Source organism: Halomonas dongshanensis (assembly GCF_024790395.1).
In the GTDB taxonomy this organism is placed as follows: domain Bacteria; phylum Pseudomonadota; class Gammaproteobacteria; order Pseudomonadales; family Halomonadaceae; genus Vreelandella; species Vreelandella dongshanensis.
The window spans coordinates 351,098-367,114 of the sequence record NZ_JAJISC010000004.1 but is presented as its reverse complement, the minus strand read 5'-3'; the positions used below and the strand labels follow the sequence as shown (position 1 = coordinate 367,114).

Sequence of the window (16,017 nt, the reverse complement as noted above, 5' to 3'; positions counted from 1 at the left end):
TTCCATTGACTCATGAAGGCGCTAGTAGTTCACCGGAAAAAGCTGAAGCCATTGCTTGGCAAGAGCACGTGAGCCTCTGGGTTATACAGCCAGATATTTTTTATGTACGTGTGGTTTTGTTTATATAATATGTGCCACACTTTTTATCGTTATCTTCGCATTCTTATACGTTGGTACTCTTTTCACTTTGACACGTTTCATTGCAGAATCGTGTCAGCTGGCGTTTCGCTAACGTTCACAGGCGATTCAACCGAGCTTTTTTAAGGGTTAACCAACCCAGGAGAGTCGTTTGTACGCATTTTTCAGCGCCAGCGCCGTAATGGCGCTTTGCCTCATGGCCTCTGTCTCGCTCGCCGAAGAGAGTGCCCACGATACCCGGCTGGATAGCCCAAAAGGTGCTGTGCTCTTGCGTATCAGCGGGCACGTCACCAAGCAAAATGCGGTAGGCGAGGCTCAGCTCGATCACACCATGCTCACGGCGTTACCCCAGCATAGTTTTTCGACATCGACGCCCTGGACCGAGGGAGTGAGCGAATACACCGGTCCGCTAATGCGCGATTTGCTCGACTACGTCGGTGCTCAGGGGGAGAGCGTGCGGGTCATGGCGCTCAACGACTACGAGGCCGAGATACCGCTTTCCGATTTTGGCGATTATGACGTCATCCTGGCGCTTGAGCGTGACGGTCGTGAAATGCCGATTCGCGAGTATGGGCCGCTTTGGGTACTCTACCCCTTCGATCAAGATGAGACGTTGCTCAGTGAACGGATGCGTTTTCGCGCCGTCTGGCAGGTGATGCATATCGATGTTCTCTAATACGCCCACGGCGGCTCGGCTCTTACGCTACCCCAAACGCATCAAGTTGGTCGCCGTGGCGGCCGTCTTGTTGTTTGCGGCCGCCCTGGTAGTCGCAGCCCTGGCGGCCTGGCGTCAAGATAGCCTAGCCCAGGCATCGAGAGAGAACATCGGCTGGCTGATGTATAAGTTCGACCGTGATGCCGTGCAGCTTCTCGGTGAGCTGCAGGCAGCAACGCCGGGACCTCTGACGCCGAGCGTACAGGACGAGCTGAATTTGCGCTTCGAGCTGCTTTACAGTCGGATCCTGACGCTTCAAGGCGATGAGGTTAGTGAACTCTTGCATAGCATCGAGGCAACTCGCGATCTGCTTCAGCAAATTCAGATGCAGCTCGATCGCCTCGATCCCATGTTCCAGCCCTACGCAACGCGTGACTTTCTACCGGTGGGCGCGCTCGAAAAAGAGCTTACAGCGCTAACGCGCCTGACCGGACGCCTGCTCGTCGCGTTCAATGGCTATTTGGCCGATGCCGCGACCGCCGAGCGCGATCAGCTAAGTCTGCTCTACAAGCTATTGATGAGCTTGATTTTCGCCATGAGCATTGCAGCGCTACTGGTCATCGTCTTTTTATTGCGTGAGATGCGGGAAAGCGCTGAAGCGCGGCGTAAACAAGAACTCCTTAGTCAGCAGTTGGAAGCCACTGCCGAACAGGCGCGTGCCGCAAGCCTCGCCAAATCCGACTTTCTCGCTATGGTTAGCCATGAAATTCGTACGCCGCTCAACGGCGTGGTGGGTATGAGTGAGCTATTGAGCGAGCCTGCAAGTTCGAAGCAGGTAGAGGAGTACGCGCGTACGATCCACGAAAGCGCCAATCAACTGATGACGATGATCAACGAGATTCTCGACTTCTCCAAGATCGAAGCTGGTCATTTATCCATCGAGAGCGAGCCCACGGCGCTCAAGCCGCTACTCGATAGCGTGATTGCGCTCTACGAGCCGCGCGCTCATACCAAAGGCATCGTCCTAACCGGCAGTATCGATGCGCTAGTGCCCGCCTGGGTGATGCTGGACGCCAGCCGCGTGCGCCAGATTCTGCTCAACCTAATTGCCAACGCTGTTAAATTCACCGCACAGGGGCGGGTCGACGTAAGTGTTTCGTCCAGCGTCGATTGGTTACGTCTTGAAGTGCGTGATACCGGCAGTGGTCTGAGTGTCGACCAGCAGGCGCGTCTGTTCGAGCCTTTTCAGCAGGTGGATAGCGGTGCTGCGCGGCGTCATGGTGGTACAGGGTTGGGTCTTGCCATTTGCAAGCGTTTGAGCGACGCCATGCATGGGCGTCTTGGGCTTGAGAGTGCGTTGGGGGAGGGCAGTACCTTCTGGTGCGAGCTTCCACTTGTCGAGGCCGCACCCCGACGGCCTGTGGCCGAGTCGGCAGGATCTGCTGCGCGCTTTGACCAAGCTCGCCTGCTGCTGGTCGAAGACAATGCGATCAACCGTAAAGTCGCCATCGGATTATTGTCGCGTCTAGGCGCCCAAATCACCTGGGTCGAGAACGGTCAAGAAGCGTTGTTGACGGTCGCACAGCAGCACTTCGATCTCATCTTCATGGATCTTCACCTACCCGATATGGATGGTCTCGCGGTGACGCGTGCGCTACGTGAACAGGGCGGCTGGCTTGCTCGTGTACCCATCGTCGCCATGACCGCAGGCGGCATCGAGGATGATCGGCTGCGCTGCTTGAAAGCGGGCATGAACGATTACCTCACCAAGCCGCTCTCGTTGGCGGCGCTAGGACGTGCGCTTGCCCGTCAGTTGATTGAAGTTACCTGCGATGAGCCCGAACAGCGCGTTGCCGCCTCGAGCTCGGCACTGGTCTGTATAGCGACGCTCAAGACGCTGCAACATACGCTTGGTGATGCGAGCCTTCGTCAGTTGGTGCAGCTCTACCGCCAGCAGTGCCACGACTATCTTGCCCAGCTCAAGCGCCTTCTTTCCTTAGAGCACTCAGTAAGCGTAGAGCGTGGCGCAACATCGTTAAACGAGGACCAGATACGTCGTGTAGCGCACCAACTGCGTGGGGAGTCATTAAGCCTTGGCGCTCACCAAGTGGCGAGGCAGGCTAATATCTTGGAAAAAGCCGCAAACCCTAAGGGAGGTACGTCTTTCGCGGCGCTCGAACAAGCCTACCAAGCCCTATGCCAGGACGTGGAAGCGACTCTCACATGGCTCGATCAATGGCCGCGTAAAGAGGGCGCTGATTAAGCACCGCCTACCACCATTGGGCAATACCCTAACACCACGGGCTCGACAACACTGGAGATGCCATTCTCATTTCCATTCGTTTTGAGGCAGGAGTCCGTACCATGATCTACGCCAATCCCGGTGAAGCCAACGCCTTGGTCACCTTCGAAAAACGTTACGGCAACTACATCGGTGGGGAGTTCGTGCCGCCGGTCAAAGGGCAATATCTCGAAAACCTGAGTCCGGTCAACGGTAAGGTATTCTGTGAAGTGCCGCGTTCTACCGCCGAAGATATCGACAAGGCACTGGACGCCGCGCACAAGGCGGCACCGGCATGGGGCAAAACGTCCGCCGCCGAGCGTAGCAACCTCCTGCTAAAAATCGCCGATCGTATCGAGCAAAATCTCGAAATGCTGGCCGTGGTCGAAACCTGGGACAACGGCAAGGCCGTGCGCGAAACCCTCAATGCCGATATTCCCCTTGCGGTCGATCACTTTCGCTATTTCGCCGGCTGTATTCGTGCTCAAGAGGGCAGCGCTGCGGACATCGACGCCAACACCGTGGCCTATCATTTCCACGAACCCTTGGGCGTGGTCGGGCAGATCATCCCGTGGAACTTCCCCATCCTGATGGCCGTATGGAAGCTTGCGCCAGCGCTTGCTGCGGGCAACTGCGTAGTACTCAAGCCTGCCGAACAAACTCCTGCGTCGATACTTGAGCTTATTAAGGTGATTGGCGATCTGATTCCGCCCGGCGTGGTCAATATCGTCAATGGCTTGGGAGAAGAAGCGGGGCAGAGCCTTGCCACCAGCAAGCGCATCGCCAAGATTGCCTTCACTGGCTCTACGCCGGTGGGCTCGCACATCTTGAAGTGCGCCGCCGAGAACATCATTCCCTCTACCGTGGAGCTTGGCGGCAAGTCGCCCAACATCTATTTCGCCGACATCATGAACGCCGAACCTGCGTTCATCGACAAGGCGGTCGAAGGCATGGTGCTGGCCTTTTTGAACCAGGGCGAAGTGTGTACTTGCCCGTCGCGGGCGCTGGTACAAGAGAGCATGTATGACGCTTTCATGGCCAAAGTGATCGAGCGCACCAAGGCGATCAAGCGCGGCAACCCGCTCGATACCGATGTGCAGGTGGGCGCCCAGGCATCGCAAGAGCAGTTCGATAAGATCATGTCCTATATGGACGTTGCCCGCGAAGAGGGCGCTGAATTCTTGACTGGAGGCAACAAGGCGAGCATCGAAGGTGGCTTCGATAGCGGTTACTACATCGAGCCAACGATTCTGAAGGGCAACAACAAGATGCGTATCTTCCAGGAGGAGATCTTCGGCCCGGTGGTCTCGGTCACCACCTTCAAGGACGAAGAAGAGGCGCTGGCGATTGCCAACGACACCGAATTTGGCCTCGGCGCCGGGGTGTGGAGCCGCGACATCAACGTGGCGTTTCGCATGGGCCGCGGCATCCAGGCCGGACGCGTATGGACCAACTGCTACCACCAATACCCAGCCCACGCGGCCTTCGGCGGCTACAAGAAATCCGGCGTTGGCCGCGAGACCCATAAAATGGCACTAGAGCATTACCAGCAAACCAAGAACATCGTGATTAGCTACGATATCAATCCGATGGGGTTTTTCTAGGTCTAAAAACAGGCATAGGTATAGCGCCCGGCTTCGTGCCGGGCGTCGTTATTTCAGGTAGATTCCAAACTCTCCAGCCATTTCGGCAAGTTTATTGTGTAGGGCCATCAATAGTTCGGATTTAGCCGACCCAGCGCGCTGTATCGTACCAATTTGGCGAAATACCTGGGGTTCGCCGAAAGGTAGAATTCGCATACCCCGGGGATTATTACGCACGGCAATATCCGGCACGATGCTCGCGCCTAACCCTGCGGCCACGCATTCAACAATGGCAGAGATGGTATCGATTTCGGCGATATCACGAACGTTGATACCCAGACGCGTCAGTTCGTTGTTGATCATTGCCGCAAGCGGTACGTCACTCCCAAAGCGAATGAAAGGAAGCGCCTCGAGTAGCTGAGCCGTGGGAAGAGGCGGTGATCCTGGAGGCGCGATTGCGACTAACGGCTCGCGGATGAAGGGCGACCACAGCATGTTACGCGAAACGCTTGCATGTTCTGCGACGACGGCCAGATCGAGACGGTCGGCATTGACGTCGCTGACCAATGCCGATGAAAGGCCTACTCGCAAATTGACGTTAAGCTCAGGGTATTCGTGACGTATTGCCACGATCGCTTTGGGTAATAGTCCGATAGTGCTAGTACGTACGGAACCAATATTTAGTGTGCTTGCCGTGCGTCCGCCCGAAAATATCCCGCGTGTTTCCTCTACCAAATTGAGCACTTGCCTGGCCGTTTCCAGCATCTTCAATCCTTGTAAGTTTAGGCTTGGCGGGCGTGACTCACGATTGAATAGCGGGGTATCCAGCTCTTGCTCCAGTGCATGTATCTGCTGACTTACGGCAGAGGGTGTCAGATTGACGATGGACGCCGCGCGAGCAAAGGTACCGTGCTCAGCGATGGCCACGAGGGTGCGTAATTGGCGTGTATCCATTGGTGTCCTTTTTGTGAAGATATTCTTAACGTAGTGGGAAATTTTATTCGCTTTTATATAAAAAATCTTCCTGTAGTGTGAGTTCGAAGACGGATATTAGCAGTGGCCTATTGGGCTCGTAGCTATGTCCGCAGCGAACAAAAGGAGGATTTCGATTGCCATCACAACCTATCATTCTGGTCACCGGCCCTTACTTAGCGACTCAAGCTAAAGAGTTAGCTGAAGCGTCGGGCTACGCCATTGTACATACTCCGCCTTACCCCACCGAATATGTCCTGAAAGCACATATCGAGCAGCACGATCCCGTAGGTGTCGTCGCTCGTATGGGGCAGTTCACCGCTAATGCTATTGCCGCTGGTAAGTCATTAAAAGTCATCTCCAAACATGGGGCTGGTGTGGACAATATTGATGTGGCCGCAGCGACTAAGCACAACGTCCAGGTTATTCGCGCAGCGGGCGCCAATGCCGTTTCCGTTGCTGAACATGCAGTGGCATTGATGTTTGCTACCGTCAAGCAGCTTGTGCCTTTGGACGCCAGTTTACGCGACGGCCGTTGGGAAAAAGCCAGCTTCGAGGGCCGTGAACTATTCGGTATGCGACTTGGACTCGTTGGCGCAGGTGCCATTGCCGCTGCCACCGCCCGCTTAGCGCGTGGTATTGGCTTGGAGCTTTATGTTTACGATCCCTATGCCTCTGACGAAAACATCGCCGCCATGGGGGCTCATCGTGTAGAGCGGGTCGAAGATCTGCTGGCGCAAGCCGATATCGTCAGTTTGCACTGCCCCTTGACCGCGCAAAACCACCATTTGCTCGATGCAAAGCGGCTCTCTCTCATGCCGCGCGGCAGCTATGTCATCAATACGGCACGCGGTGGTCTCATCGATGAGTCGGCGCTGCTAGCCGCTTTGGAGAGCGGGCAGCTGGCAGGAGCTGGCCTGGATACATTCGAAGAAGAGCCGCCTACCCAAGTGACACCCCTCATGCGCTCAACGCGTGTCGTGCTGACGCCGCATATTGGCGGGGCTACAGCAGAAGCGGGCGCCCGCGTGGGTACCTTAGCCGTAGGTGGCATCATCGAATTGCTAGCTGCGCGGCCACTGGCAGCGGACCGGCTGGTCAACGATATCGTTCAGCCTGCGGACGCTACGCCGTCGCACTAAGTCATCACAATAAAGCGGCAAACGATGCGTAGTCAGGTGAAAAACGCTATCGCGCGCTAGTACATCAATTGAGGAACTTATTCATGAGTATCGGAAATAGAATCGCTAAGCGCAGTCGCTGTGTCGATAAAGCGACGGTTGACGCTTTCGCCAAACTGCCTGTTGCCAATGTAAGCGATGCTATGGCTCGTGTGTTTGCCGGTGGTCCGAGCTTACGCCCGATGCATCGCGATGGCGTATTGGCTGGCCCTGCGCTCACGGTGCGTAGCCGCCCAGGCGACAATTTGATGCTGCATAAAGCGATCGATATGGCGCAGCCTGGCGACGTTATCGTCTGTGATGCCGGCGGTGATCTTACCAATGCCTTGATGGGCGAGTTGATGCTGGCTCAAGCGCTGAAGCGCGGTGTGGCCGGGTTTGTGCTCAATGGCGCTATTCGTGACGTAGATGCTTTCCGCGAGACCAACTTGCCAACGTTTGCGGCAGGGATTACGCATCGTGGACCCTACAAAAATGGGCCCGGTGAGATCAATACGCCGATCAGCCTAGATGGCATGGTCATCGAACCGGGCGATTTGGTGCTAGGGGATAGTGATGGGGTGCTAACCGTTCCTTTCGATATGCTCGAAGAGATATTAGCTGCGACGCAAGCCAAGCAAGACGCTGAAGATAGACAAATGGCGGCCATTCGAGAAGGCACCGTGGATCGTTCATGGGTCGATCGGGCATTGGCCGCTTCTGGATGTGAGGTGTTGGATTAATTAGCCAAATGTTGCTCCCATCATGATGGGGGCACCCGTTCTTTATCGATAATGACGTTTTATACAAGAGCGCAATAATAAAATGAAAACTACTATCGCCAGCTTGATTAGTACTACCGTTATCGGGTGTTCACTGGGTATGGCCCATGCTGATAACTGGACCGCTTATACCTACTCCTCCGTATCGACGACGGCCGCCGTGCAGGGGATGAACCGTATTGCAGAGAGTGTGCGTGAAGAAACAGATGGCGATCTCTCGATGCGCCTTCATCTGGGCAAGACGCTGCATATCGCCTCAAGCGATATTACTCAGGCCGTCGGAGATGGCATCGTCGATTTCGCCGCCGACCTGTTTTTCGCCGGTAATGTTCCCATCGGGCGCATTCTCAGCCTGCCCATGCTGATCGAAAACGACAATGATTGGGAGGCTGCCTACGCCGTTGTGCAGCCCTACCTTGAGGATGGATTTGCACAGCAGGGCGTCCATTATCTAGGAAACTACCGCTATCCCCAGCAGGTGATTTTCACCAATTTTGAGATTAACTCGCTGGATGACCTGGAAAATCACCGAATTCGTGTGACGTCTCCCGAGCAGGGCGCCTTTGTGGAAGCCTTTGGTGGTTCGCCCATCACGCTATCGGGTACCGAGGTGCCAACGGCTCTCGAACGAGGTGTCATCGATGGGGTGCTGACTGCCAGTGCCGGTGGCGCTAAGAACTGGCACGAGTTCCTGCCTTACAACTACCGCTTGCCCGTCAACTATGGCTATAGCGTCATCATTGCCAATCAAGACGCCTACGACGCGCAAAGTCCACAAACGCAAAGTGCTCTACAACGTATCGTTGCTGAAGAAGGCCACAGCATCACCGACGCTTTCGTCATCGATGAGCAAACGCAGAAGAGCGCGCAAATGGAAGCGGGTATGACGGTAGTCGACGTTACGCCTGAAGAGATCGCGCGTGCGCGCGACGCGTTATCTCCTTTCTGGCAGGAGTGGGCGGAAAGAGAAGGCCCTGAGTACCAACGCGTACTCGAAGAGGTTCTGACGGCGATAGACCGTTAATCGCTAGAGGGCTTGATATGTCCAATTTTGCCAATGAACTCGATAGCAAAGGGCTCGATAAAGAGCCCCTTTCTGGGCTGTCCATCTTCGATGTTGTGGCTGTTTTTACCCGCCTCGTAGCTGGCGCCATCCTAGTTTTTCTGACGCTTTTAGTGACCCTTGAAGTTATTTCGAGGTCCGCTTTCAACGTCTCTTTTCACATGGTGGAGGAGATCACGGGCTATCTAGTCGTGGCCTTGACGCTATTAGGCGCTGGGCTATCGCTACGTGATGGCAGCATGTTTCGGGTCGAGTTTCTGTTCGATAAGCTTCCGCTTACGCTAAAAGCCTCTTTGCTGAGCGCTTTCTCGCTACTAGGGGTGGGGATGTGTGGAGTGTTGGTCTGGCAGACGTGTCGCCTAGTCGCAAGCTCCTATGCTCGAGGCAATGTCGCTCCAACGGTGCTGATGACGCCACTTTGGATACCGCAAATGCTGCTGCCCTTTGGGCTTGCGATCATTGCGGTGTTTTTGATCGAGCAACTCTGGCGTCAACTTCAATTATTTAAGGGGCGCTAAGATGGAATCGATCATTGCGTTTGCGGTGTTGGTCGTGCTGATCATGAGTGGCCTATGGATTCAAATAGCCGTAGGACTATCGGCACTGCTCTATCTTTTCTTAATGAATGGAGCGTCAGGGTGGAATGCCCTCGGATTAGTGAGTTGGGGGTCGGCTAATAGTTTTACCTTGGCAGCCATTCCGCTTTTCATCTTTATGGCTGAAATCCTCCTAGGCTCGGGGCTTAGTGATCGACTCTACAAGGGGCTTGCACCTTTTACCCGCCGCTTACCTGGTGGCTTACTGCATACTAACATCGTCGGTAGTGGCATATTTGCTGCGGTTTCAGGAGGAAGTGCGCCCACTGCAGCGGCGATGTCGACCGTCGCCATACCGGCGCTTGGGCGGCGAGGCTATCAAAAGCGTATCATCGCAGGCTCATTGGCTGCAGGAGGAACGCTGGGTATTCTAATTCCTCCTTCGATCACGATGATCATCTACGCCACGTTCACCGAAACCTCTATCGCCAAGCTCTTCGCCGCTGGTCTATTTCCCGGTATCTTGTTGGCAGCTTGTTATAGCGTCTTCATCATCGCTCGAACGCTGAAGAATCCAGCGCTCGCCCCGCGCGATACGACGACCTATGGCGCAATGGACTATGCGAAGTCGTTATTCGACATTTTGCCTTTTCTCGCCCTTATCATCTGTGTGCTGGGGAGTATTTATGGCGGCATCGCGACCCCTACTGAAGCGGGAGCCGTTGGCGTGGTGGGCGCTATGGTGATTGCAGCGGTCTACAGGCGGCTGAATATTGCCATGCTACGCAGTGCGGTTGCTCGAACGTTGAAGATGAGTGGGAACGTGCTTTTCATCGTCTTCATTTCCATGTTGTTCGCCTACGCCACCACGTTGTCCGGCGTTGGCGACCAGTTGGTAGAGTGGGTATCCCAGGCAGGCATTTCCCAGTTCCAACTATTGATAATGTTGATGTTGGCCTTTGCCATTTTGGGCTGCTTTATGGAAGGGCTGGGCATGATCGCCATTATCGTGCCGATCATCTTCCCAGTACTCATGGCGATGGGTGTTGATCCTATCTGGTTTGGTGTCTTCGTCGTCGTATTAATCGAGCTCGGCCAGCTCACGCCGCCGCTTGGTGTCATCCTCTTCGTAGTCTCGGGGTCGAGTCCCGATCTCAAGGTCGAGGATGTGGTAATGGGAACGCTACCGTTTTTCCTCATCATACTGGCGTTCTTGTTGATGCTGATCGTGTTCCCCGAGATTGTTTTGTGGTTTCCCTCGCTGATTCAGTGACCGATGGAGTCGTTTAATGGCATTTCCACATCCGGATCCCGTATTGATTGAAGCGGACGTATTCACCGAGCTGCCGGCACATCTACGCAAGCAAAATCAGTCATCGTATTGGGCTGACAAGAATCGACGAGGCGCCAAGGTGGACAGTTTCATCGAGGGGCCCTCCTTCGACCTTCAGGGAAATCTGTGGTTTGTCGATATTCCGTTCGGACGTATCTTCCGCGCGGACCCGCAAGGCCGAGTCGAACAAGTGGCGGAGTACGATGGCCAGCCCAATGGACTCAAAATCGATGCTGAGGGGCGCATTTTTATCGCCGATTTTCAAAACGGGATCGTCCAGTTGGACCCGAAAACCGGTGAAGTATCGAGCGTTCTCAAGGATGCCGATACCGAAGGGTTCAAGGGATGTAACGACTTGTTTTTCGGCCCTGACGGTGCGCTGTATTTCACCGATCAAGGCCAGACGGGTCTTCAGGATCCCTCTGGCCGTGTCTATCGCTGGCATCCCCAGACCAAGAAGTTGGAGTGTTTGATTGATAAGGTGCCCAGCCCGAACGGATTGGTACTTGATAAGGAAGGTCGTACGCTCATGGTCGCCGTGACGCGAGCCAATGCGGTATGGCGGTTGCCCATTACCGAGAGTGGCAGGGTCATCAAGGCCGGTCTGTTCCTGCAGTTTTCGGGTGGCCGGGCAGGTCCCGACGGCCTGGCGCTGACGCGAGACGGCGGTGTCGTTGTGTGTCAGACCGGCATGGGCCTCGTATGGATACACGATGCGCTGGGAGTGCCCATCGCCGTAGTCAAGTCGCCGAGGGGGTTGGGGACCACTAACTGTGCCTTTGGTGGGCCCGACGGACGTACGCTCTTCATAACAGAGTCTGACAGTGGCTCCATTCTGCGTGCCGAGCTGCCCGTAGCGGGTCATCCCATGGCCTCGGGCTGGGGCGCCTCATCAATGTCGTCGGTTGCTGTCAATCGTCGGCAGGAGTGAGCGTGGTATGGCTTACGAAACAGATCTACCCTGGCGTCGCCGCCCCAAGGTAGTTACGCCTAATGGGCTTCCCCGCGAAAGCTGGCTTGCACAGGCTAATGAAGCACCACTGCTGCCAGAGCTTGAAATCGTCGATGCGCACCATCACCTGTGGGATCGTCAAGGATTTCGCTACTTACTAGAGGAGTTCGCCGAAGACATCGGCCAGAGCGGACACAACGTAGTGTCTTCGGTGTACGTGCAGTGCCGCACCATGTACTACGCCGATGGGCCGATGCACTTTCGACCGCTCGGGGAAGTAGAGTTCATCCGGGGTATAGCCGCTCAAGCGCGCAGCGGATTTTACGGCAAGACGCGTGTTGCCCAGGGTATCGTTGGATGTGCCGATCTCTTGCAAGGGAGTGAAGTTGCCCCGGTACTAGAGGCGATGGAAGAGGTAGGTGGTGGATACTTCAAAGGCGTACGTTTACCCGTCGCTTCGCACCCGGACCCTGCCGTTCGCTCCAACCCCGTTCCCGCACCTGCAGGATTACTTATAGAGCCGCGTTTCATAGCGGGGGCTCGCGAACTAGCGCGTCGTGGGCTCTCGCTAGACGTGTGGGTCTATCAGACTCAGCTTGCTGACGTCGAGTCACTGGCTCGGCAGCTGCCCGAGCTACAGATCGTTCTCAACCATGCTGGAGGCCCGCTGGGTGTTGGCCCTTTCGAAGGACGCTTTCCAGAGGGGCGTGAGATTTGGCAAACCAATATGGAGCGGCTCGCACAGCATGCCAATGTCGCCGTCAAACTTGGCGGTTTTGGGATGCCCATCATGGGCTTTGGATTCGAGCGCGGTGAGCAGGCGCCTACATCAATGCAGGTCGCTGACCTCATTGCCCCTTATGTTTTGCACTGCATCGCTCTCTTTGGTACGCGGCGTTGCATGTTCGAAAGTAATTTCCCGGTCGATAAGGGGGGGCTTGGATACGACGTCCTTTGGAATGCCTTTAAACGTATTGCTTGGCCATTGAGTGACGCGCAACGCGCCGACCTATTCAGTGATACGGCACGCAGAATTTACCGGATACCCCGGTAAATAACGATAATAATGAGGTAAATCAATGAACACGCTTATACGCTCTGTCACATACTCCGTCATCATTGCATCGGGGGCGCTATCCATGTCCTCGGTATTGGCTGCTGATTACCCAAGTAAGACCATCAACATGGTCGTGGGGTATGCGCCTGGTGGTGGCACTGATGTCATGGCGCGCACTATCGCTTCCTATCTAGAGAAGTACCTGGATGGCAGTGCCTCTGTGGTCGTACGCAATCGCCCTGGGGCTGGAGGGCAAATTGGCTTTAGCGAAGTAGCCTCCGCGCGTGCAGACGGCTACACGTTAGGTACTATGAATTTACCCGCTGCGCTGGCTGTCACCTATGACCGTAACGCTGACTACGATGCTGAAAGTTTCACGTGGCTTGCGAACTTCGTGGCGGATCCGAATACGCTGGTCGTACCCGTGGACTCCGAGTTCGAGAGCTTGCAAGACGTTATCGATGCTGCCGGCGAGGGTGGCAGCCGACTAACGGTTGGGCTTTCTGCATTAGGGGGCAACGATCATTTCGCAGCCACTATGTTTGCCAATGCCAGCGATATCGAACTCAATGAAGTGCCTTTCAACGGTGCCTCATTGGCGCGTAGTGCCATCATGGGCGGCCATGTGGATATGGGCACGATGGCCTATAGTCAAACGGTCGGATTCGAAGACGAGCTTAGAGTGTTGGCTGTCTTTGCCGATGAACGTATCGAGCAGGCGTCTGATGTACCCACGGTGAAGGAATTAGGATTTGATGTCGAAATGGGATCTTTTCGCGGTATCGTGGCACCGTCGGGGCTGCCTGATGATGTCCGTGAGGTCTTGATGGCGGCATTGGCCCAGGTTGCCGAAGACCCTGAGTTCTTGGCAGTTATGGAGCGTCAGGGCAGTCCGGTTCAATTCGCTGAGGGAGACGCCTATGAAGCGCTTGCCCAGAGCCAAGATCAGATAGCCCAACATATTTGGGAAACCACACCCTGGAAGTAGCTCTGACGGGACGACTCCGGTCAGCTTCCTAATTGCTCGAAGGTAGATAGGCCATGCTCTTGACACTGAACGACTATCGCTCTGCTGCCAGAAAGCGTCTGCCTCGGCCGCTTTACGGCTACGTGGCGGGGGCATCGGAGACTGGTGCCGCCGAAGAAGACAACGAGGCGGTGTTCCGCGAAATCCGGCTGGTGCCCAAGGTACTGCGCGGCGTAGAAGGACGAACGAGCCAGCAAACCCTTCTGGGCCAGACCTGGTCGGCTCCGTTCGGTATCGCTCCGATGGGGATCGCAGCCTTGATGGCCCTGGACGGCGATCGCGAAATGGCCCGAGCCGGTGCCGATGCTACCATTCCCTACGTGTTGAGTGGTTCGTCCCTCACTCCGATGGAACAGGTAATCGAGGCCAACCCTGAGGCTTGGTTTCAGGCTTACCTGCCTGGCGAAGTGGCGCGTATCGAGGCATTGATCACCCGTGTTCGGCTGGCGGGCTTCAAGACCCTAGTGTTGACGGCGGATACCGCAGTGCTGGCCAATCGGGAGAATAACGTGCGCGCGGGATTCTCTACGCCGTTGAGAATGACACCCCGTATGCTGCTGGATTTCGGCCGTTGCCCGCGCTGGGTGTTCGGCTGTTTCGCCCGTACGTTGCTGCGCTCTGGCGTACCTCATTTCGAGAACTCATACGCCGAACGCGGTGCGCCGATCGTCTCGAAAAACGCCGTGAGGGACTTTGGTCGAAAGGACCATCTTAACTGGGAGCATGTCGATCTGATCCGGCATCTTTGGCCGGGCAAGCTCGTATTGAAGGGATTGTTGGCGGCGCAGGATGTTGCTCTGGCGCGGGAGCACGGCTGTGACGGCGTTATTCTATCCAACCATGGCGGTCGCCAGCTAGACTTCGCTATTGCCGGGGTCAGGGCCTTGGCCGACGCGCGCAAGGTCGCCGGTGACATGGCTTTGATGGTGGATGGGGGCATTCGACGTGGCACGGATGTCATTAAGGCGCTGGCCATGGGGGCGGACTTCGTTTTCGTAGGCCGCCCGCTTCTGTTCGCGGCTAGTATCGGTGGCCGTCAGAGTGTAACTGAGGCGATAAATATCCTGCGCCTAGAAGTGCATCGCGACCTGGGCCTTCTGGGCTTGAACGGCCTCGAGGAGGTGGACAAAAGCATTCTCTGCACCACTGCAGAGCACTGCTGACCCATCGGTTTTCTTATCGGTTTCCTCCATGCCTTTCTCTATACAGTACGGCTGCGTCACTATAAATGCCGTCTGCTCGAGCTCATTTACGGCTCGCCTACCTATATACCTTAGTCTCAAAGCTCGTTTTTCAGAGCGTTTGCTCCGCCGCCTGGATACTTTTGCTGTTGCCGATAAACGCAGCAACTGCGGGGCTTTCCACGGCACACGAACTTTTTTTGACTTTGGTTAAGATGATCTAATTAAAAAAATGAGAATATTTATCTTTAATTCAGTTTTTCTATAGACTTTACTGGCCATCAAGAAATCTATCGCTTCTGAGAAAAACTGAAAGAGGATAATAACAGTGCACGCAAAGATGACCTCCAAGATGGCAGCTTTCCTGCTCTCAGGTTTGATGGTGACGCCAGCACTCGCCGACTTCCCCGAAAAACGCATCGAGATAGTCGTGGGTTACGCGGCCGGTGGTGGTACTGATGTATTGGCTCGTACGATCGCACCCTATCTCGAGGAGTATCTGGGCAACAACGCATCGGTCGTTATCAAGAACATGCCTGGAGCCAGTGGCCAGATCGGCGTCACTGAGGTGGCGCAAGCTGCGCCTGATGGCTACACCATCGGCACCTATAATTTGCCTGGCATGATGGCGCGTACGCTTGATCGTGAAGCCGCCTTTGATGCCGATAGCTTCACTTACCTAGCCAACGTCGTCGACGATCCCAATGTCATCGTCACGCCTAAAAGCAGCGCCATCGATACCATGGACAAACTTGTGGATGCTGCGCGAGAAGGTGCCGTGACCGTCAGTATGTCCAGCCTAGGTGGCGACGATCACTTCTTTTTGATGAACGTTGCCGATGTGACGGGTGGAGAGTATACCCCCGTACCTTTTTCGGGCTCGGCTCCTGCACGTAGTGCGCTGATGGGCGGTCATGTGACGATGGGGATCGTCAATATCTCCGAGGTGATCAACTTCCGCGACGAACTCAACGTCCTGGGCATTGCGACTCAAGAACGCTCGCCGCTGGCTGACGACGTACCTACCTTTGCTGAGCAAGGGTATGAACTCTATAACAGCGCCTTACGTGGGTTCGTTGCACCTGCTGGCTTACCCGACGAAGTCGAGGCGGCACTAATCTCTGCTTTTCAGCAAACCTACGATGATCCCGAATTTCAGGATGTCATGCTGCGTACGGGCAACCCCATCGAGCTTGCTGTGGGTGAAGACTTCCGCAGGCTCAACGATGAGCAGTTGGAACTCGCAGAGCGCGTATGGGAAATCTCTCCTTGGAAGTAAGTCACGCACGCTCTATAC

General features: G+C 55.4%; 14 protein-coding genes. 13 read left to right on the top strand and 1 reads right to left on the bottom strand.

Annotated elements, in window-relative coordinates; genetic code table 11:
* Positions 1-289 precede the first annotated feature (289 nt).
* The 3 genes from LLY24_RS10760 (at position 290) to exaC (ending at position 4,678) form a co-directional block, all read left to right on the top strand.
* Positions 290-814, top strand: coding sequence for a putative pterin-binding protein (locus tag LLY24_RS10760; protein WP_427854555.1), 525 nt, complete (start codon positions 290-292; stop codon positions 812-814).
* Positions 804-3,056 carry an ATP-binding protein gene (locus LLY24_RS10755; RefSeq protein WP_259036290.1) on the top strand — a complete coding sequence of 751 codons (2,253 nt, stop codon included), beginning with the start codon at positions 804-806 and terminating at the stop codon, positions 3,054-3,056. Before LLY24_RS10760 ends, LLY24_RS10755 begins: the two co-directional genes overlap by 11 nt.
* 101 nt (positions 3,057-3,157) lie before the next feature.
* Positions 3,158-4,678, top strand: coding sequence for an acetaldehyde dehydrogenase ExaC (gene exaC / locus LLY24_RS10750; protein ID WP_259036289.1), 1,521 nt, complete (start codon positions 3,158-3,160; stop codon positions 4,676-4,678).
* Between the two features lie 48 nt (positions 4,679-4,726).
* On the opposite strand, the gene LLY24_RS10745 is transcribed toward exaC, so the two are convergent.
* The gene (locus tag LLY24_RS10745; RefSeq protein WP_259036288.1) at positions 4,727-5,611 is read right to left on the bottom strand and encodes a LysR family transcriptional regulator; all 885 of its coding nucleotides are present in this window, start codon (positions 5,609-5,611) and stop codon (positions 4,727-4,729) included.
* 155 nt (positions 5,612-5,766) lie between these two features.
* On the opposite strand from LLY24_RS10745, the gene LLY24_RS10740 reads away from it, so the two are divergent.
* From LLY24_RS10740 to LLY24_RS10695, 10 genes are all read left to right on the top strand, one after another.
* Entirely contained in the window at positions 5,767-6,771 is a 1,005-nt protein-coding gene (locus LLY24_RS10740) for a hydroxyacid dehydrogenase (RefSeq protein ID WP_259036287.1), read from the top strand.
* Positions 6,772-6,854: 83 nt separating this feature from the next.
* A complete protein-coding gene (locus LLY24_RS10735; protein WP_259036286.1) occupies positions 6,855-7,532 on the top strand; it encodes an RraA family protein in 678 nt (225 codons plus the stop codon).
* 139 nt (positions 7,533-7,671) lie between these two features.
* Positions 7,672-8,595 carry a TRAP transporter substrate-binding protein DctP gene (dctP, locus tag LLY24_RS10730; RefSeq protein WP_259036285.1) on the top strand — a complete coding sequence of 308 codons (924 nt, stop codon included), beginning with the start codon at positions 7,672-7,674 and terminating at the stop codon, positions 8,593-8,595.
* Between the two features lie 17 nt (positions 8,596-8,612).
* Positions 8,613-9,152, top strand: a complete 540-nt coding sequence (locus LLY24_RS10725) for a TRAP transporter small permease (protein WP_259036284.1) — start codon at positions 8,613-8,615, stop codon at positions 9,150-9,152.
* Position 9,153: 1 nt separating this feature from the next.
* Positions 9,154-10,443, top strand: a complete 1,290-nt coding sequence (locus tag LLY24_RS10720) for a TRAP transporter large permease (RefSeq protein WP_259036283.1) — start codon at positions 9,154-9,156, stop codon at positions 10,441-10,443.
* A gap of 16 nt (positions 10,444-10,459) precedes the next feature.
* The gene (locus LLY24_RS10715) at positions 10,460-11,434 is read left to right on the top strand and encodes an SMP-30/gluconolactonase/LRE family protein (protein ID WP_259036282.1); all 975 of its coding nucleotides are present in this window, start codon (positions 10,460-10,462) and stop codon (positions 11,432-11,434) included.
* Positions 11,435-11,441: 7 nt separating this feature from the next.
* Positions 11,442-12,509, top strand: a complete 1,068-nt coding sequence (locus tag LLY24_RS10710) for an amidohydrolase family protein (protein ID WP_259036281.1) — start codon at positions 11,442-11,444, stop codon at positions 12,507-12,509.
* Between the two features lie 85 nt (positions 12,510-12,594).
* A complete protein-coding gene (locus tag LLY24_RS10705; RefSeq protein ID WP_259036280.1) occupies positions 12,595-13,500 on the top strand; it encodes a tripartite tricarboxylate transporter substrate binding protein in 906 nt (301 codons plus the stop codon).
* A 53-nt stretch (positions 13,501-13,553) separates the two neighbouring features.
* Positions 13,554-14,702: an alpha-hydroxy acid oxidase gene (locus tag LLY24_RS10700; protein ID WP_259036279.1), complete on the top strand. Its 1,149-nt coding sequence runs from the start codon at positions 13,554-13,556 to the stop codon at positions 14,700-14,702.
* Between the two features lie 346 nt (positions 14,703-15,048).
* Positions 15,049-15,999, top strand: a complete 951-nt coding sequence (locus tag LLY24_RS10695; protein WP_259036278.1) for a tripartite tricarboxylate transporter substrate binding protein — start codon at positions 15,049-15,051, stop codon at positions 15,997-15,999.
* Positions 16,000-16,017 lie beyond the last annotated feature (18 nt).

What these genes read in the sequence shown, in the direction of transcription:
- LLY24_RS10755 (WP_259036290.1), top strand. Translation starts at nt 804, where the DNA reads ATGTTCTCTAATACGCCCACGGCGGCTCGGCTCTTACGCTACCCCAAA.
- LLY24_RS10745 (WP_259036288.1), bottom strand. Translation starts at nt 5,611, where the DNA reads ATGGATACACGCCAATTACGCACCCTCGTGGCCATCGCTGAGCACGGT.
- LLY24_RS10715 (WP_259036282.1), top strand. Translation starts at nt 10,460, where the DNA reads ATGGCATTTCCACATCCGGATCCCGTATTGATTGAAGCGGACGTATTC.
- dctP (WP_259036285.1), top strand. Translation starts at nt 7,672, where the DNA reads ATGGCCCATGCTGATAACTGGACCGCTTATACCTACTCCTCCGTATCG.
- exaC (WP_259036289.1), top strand. Translation starts at nt 3,158, where the DNA reads ATGATCTACGCCAATCCCGGTGAAGCCAACGCCTTGGTCACCTTCGAA.
- LLY24_RS10735 (WP_259036286.1), top strand. Translation starts at nt 6,855, where the DNA reads ATGAGTATCGGAAATAGAATCGCTAAGCGCAGTCGCTGTGTCGATAAA.
- LLY24_RS10700 (WP_259036279.1), top strand. Translation starts at nt 13,554, where the DNA reads ATGCTCTTGACACTGAACGACTATCGCTCTGCTGCCAGAAAGCGTCTG.
- LLY24_RS10705 (WP_259036280.1), top strand. Translation starts at nt 12,595, where the DNA reads ATGTCCTCGGTATTGGCTGCTGATTACCCAAGTAAGACCATCAACATG.
- LLY24_RS10725 (WP_259036284.1), top strand. Translation starts at nt 8,613, where the DNA reads ATGTCCAATTTTGCCAATGAACTCGATAGCAAAGGGCTCGATAAAGAG.
- LLY24_RS10720 (WP_259036283.1), top strand. Translation starts at nt 9,154, where the DNA reads ATGGAATCGATCATTGCGTTTGCGGTGTTGGTCGTGCTGATCATGAGT.
- LLY24_RS10710 (WP_259036281.1), top strand. Translation starts at nt 11,442, where the DNA reads ATGGCTTACGAAACAGATCTACCCTGGCGTCGCCGCCCCAAGGTAGTT.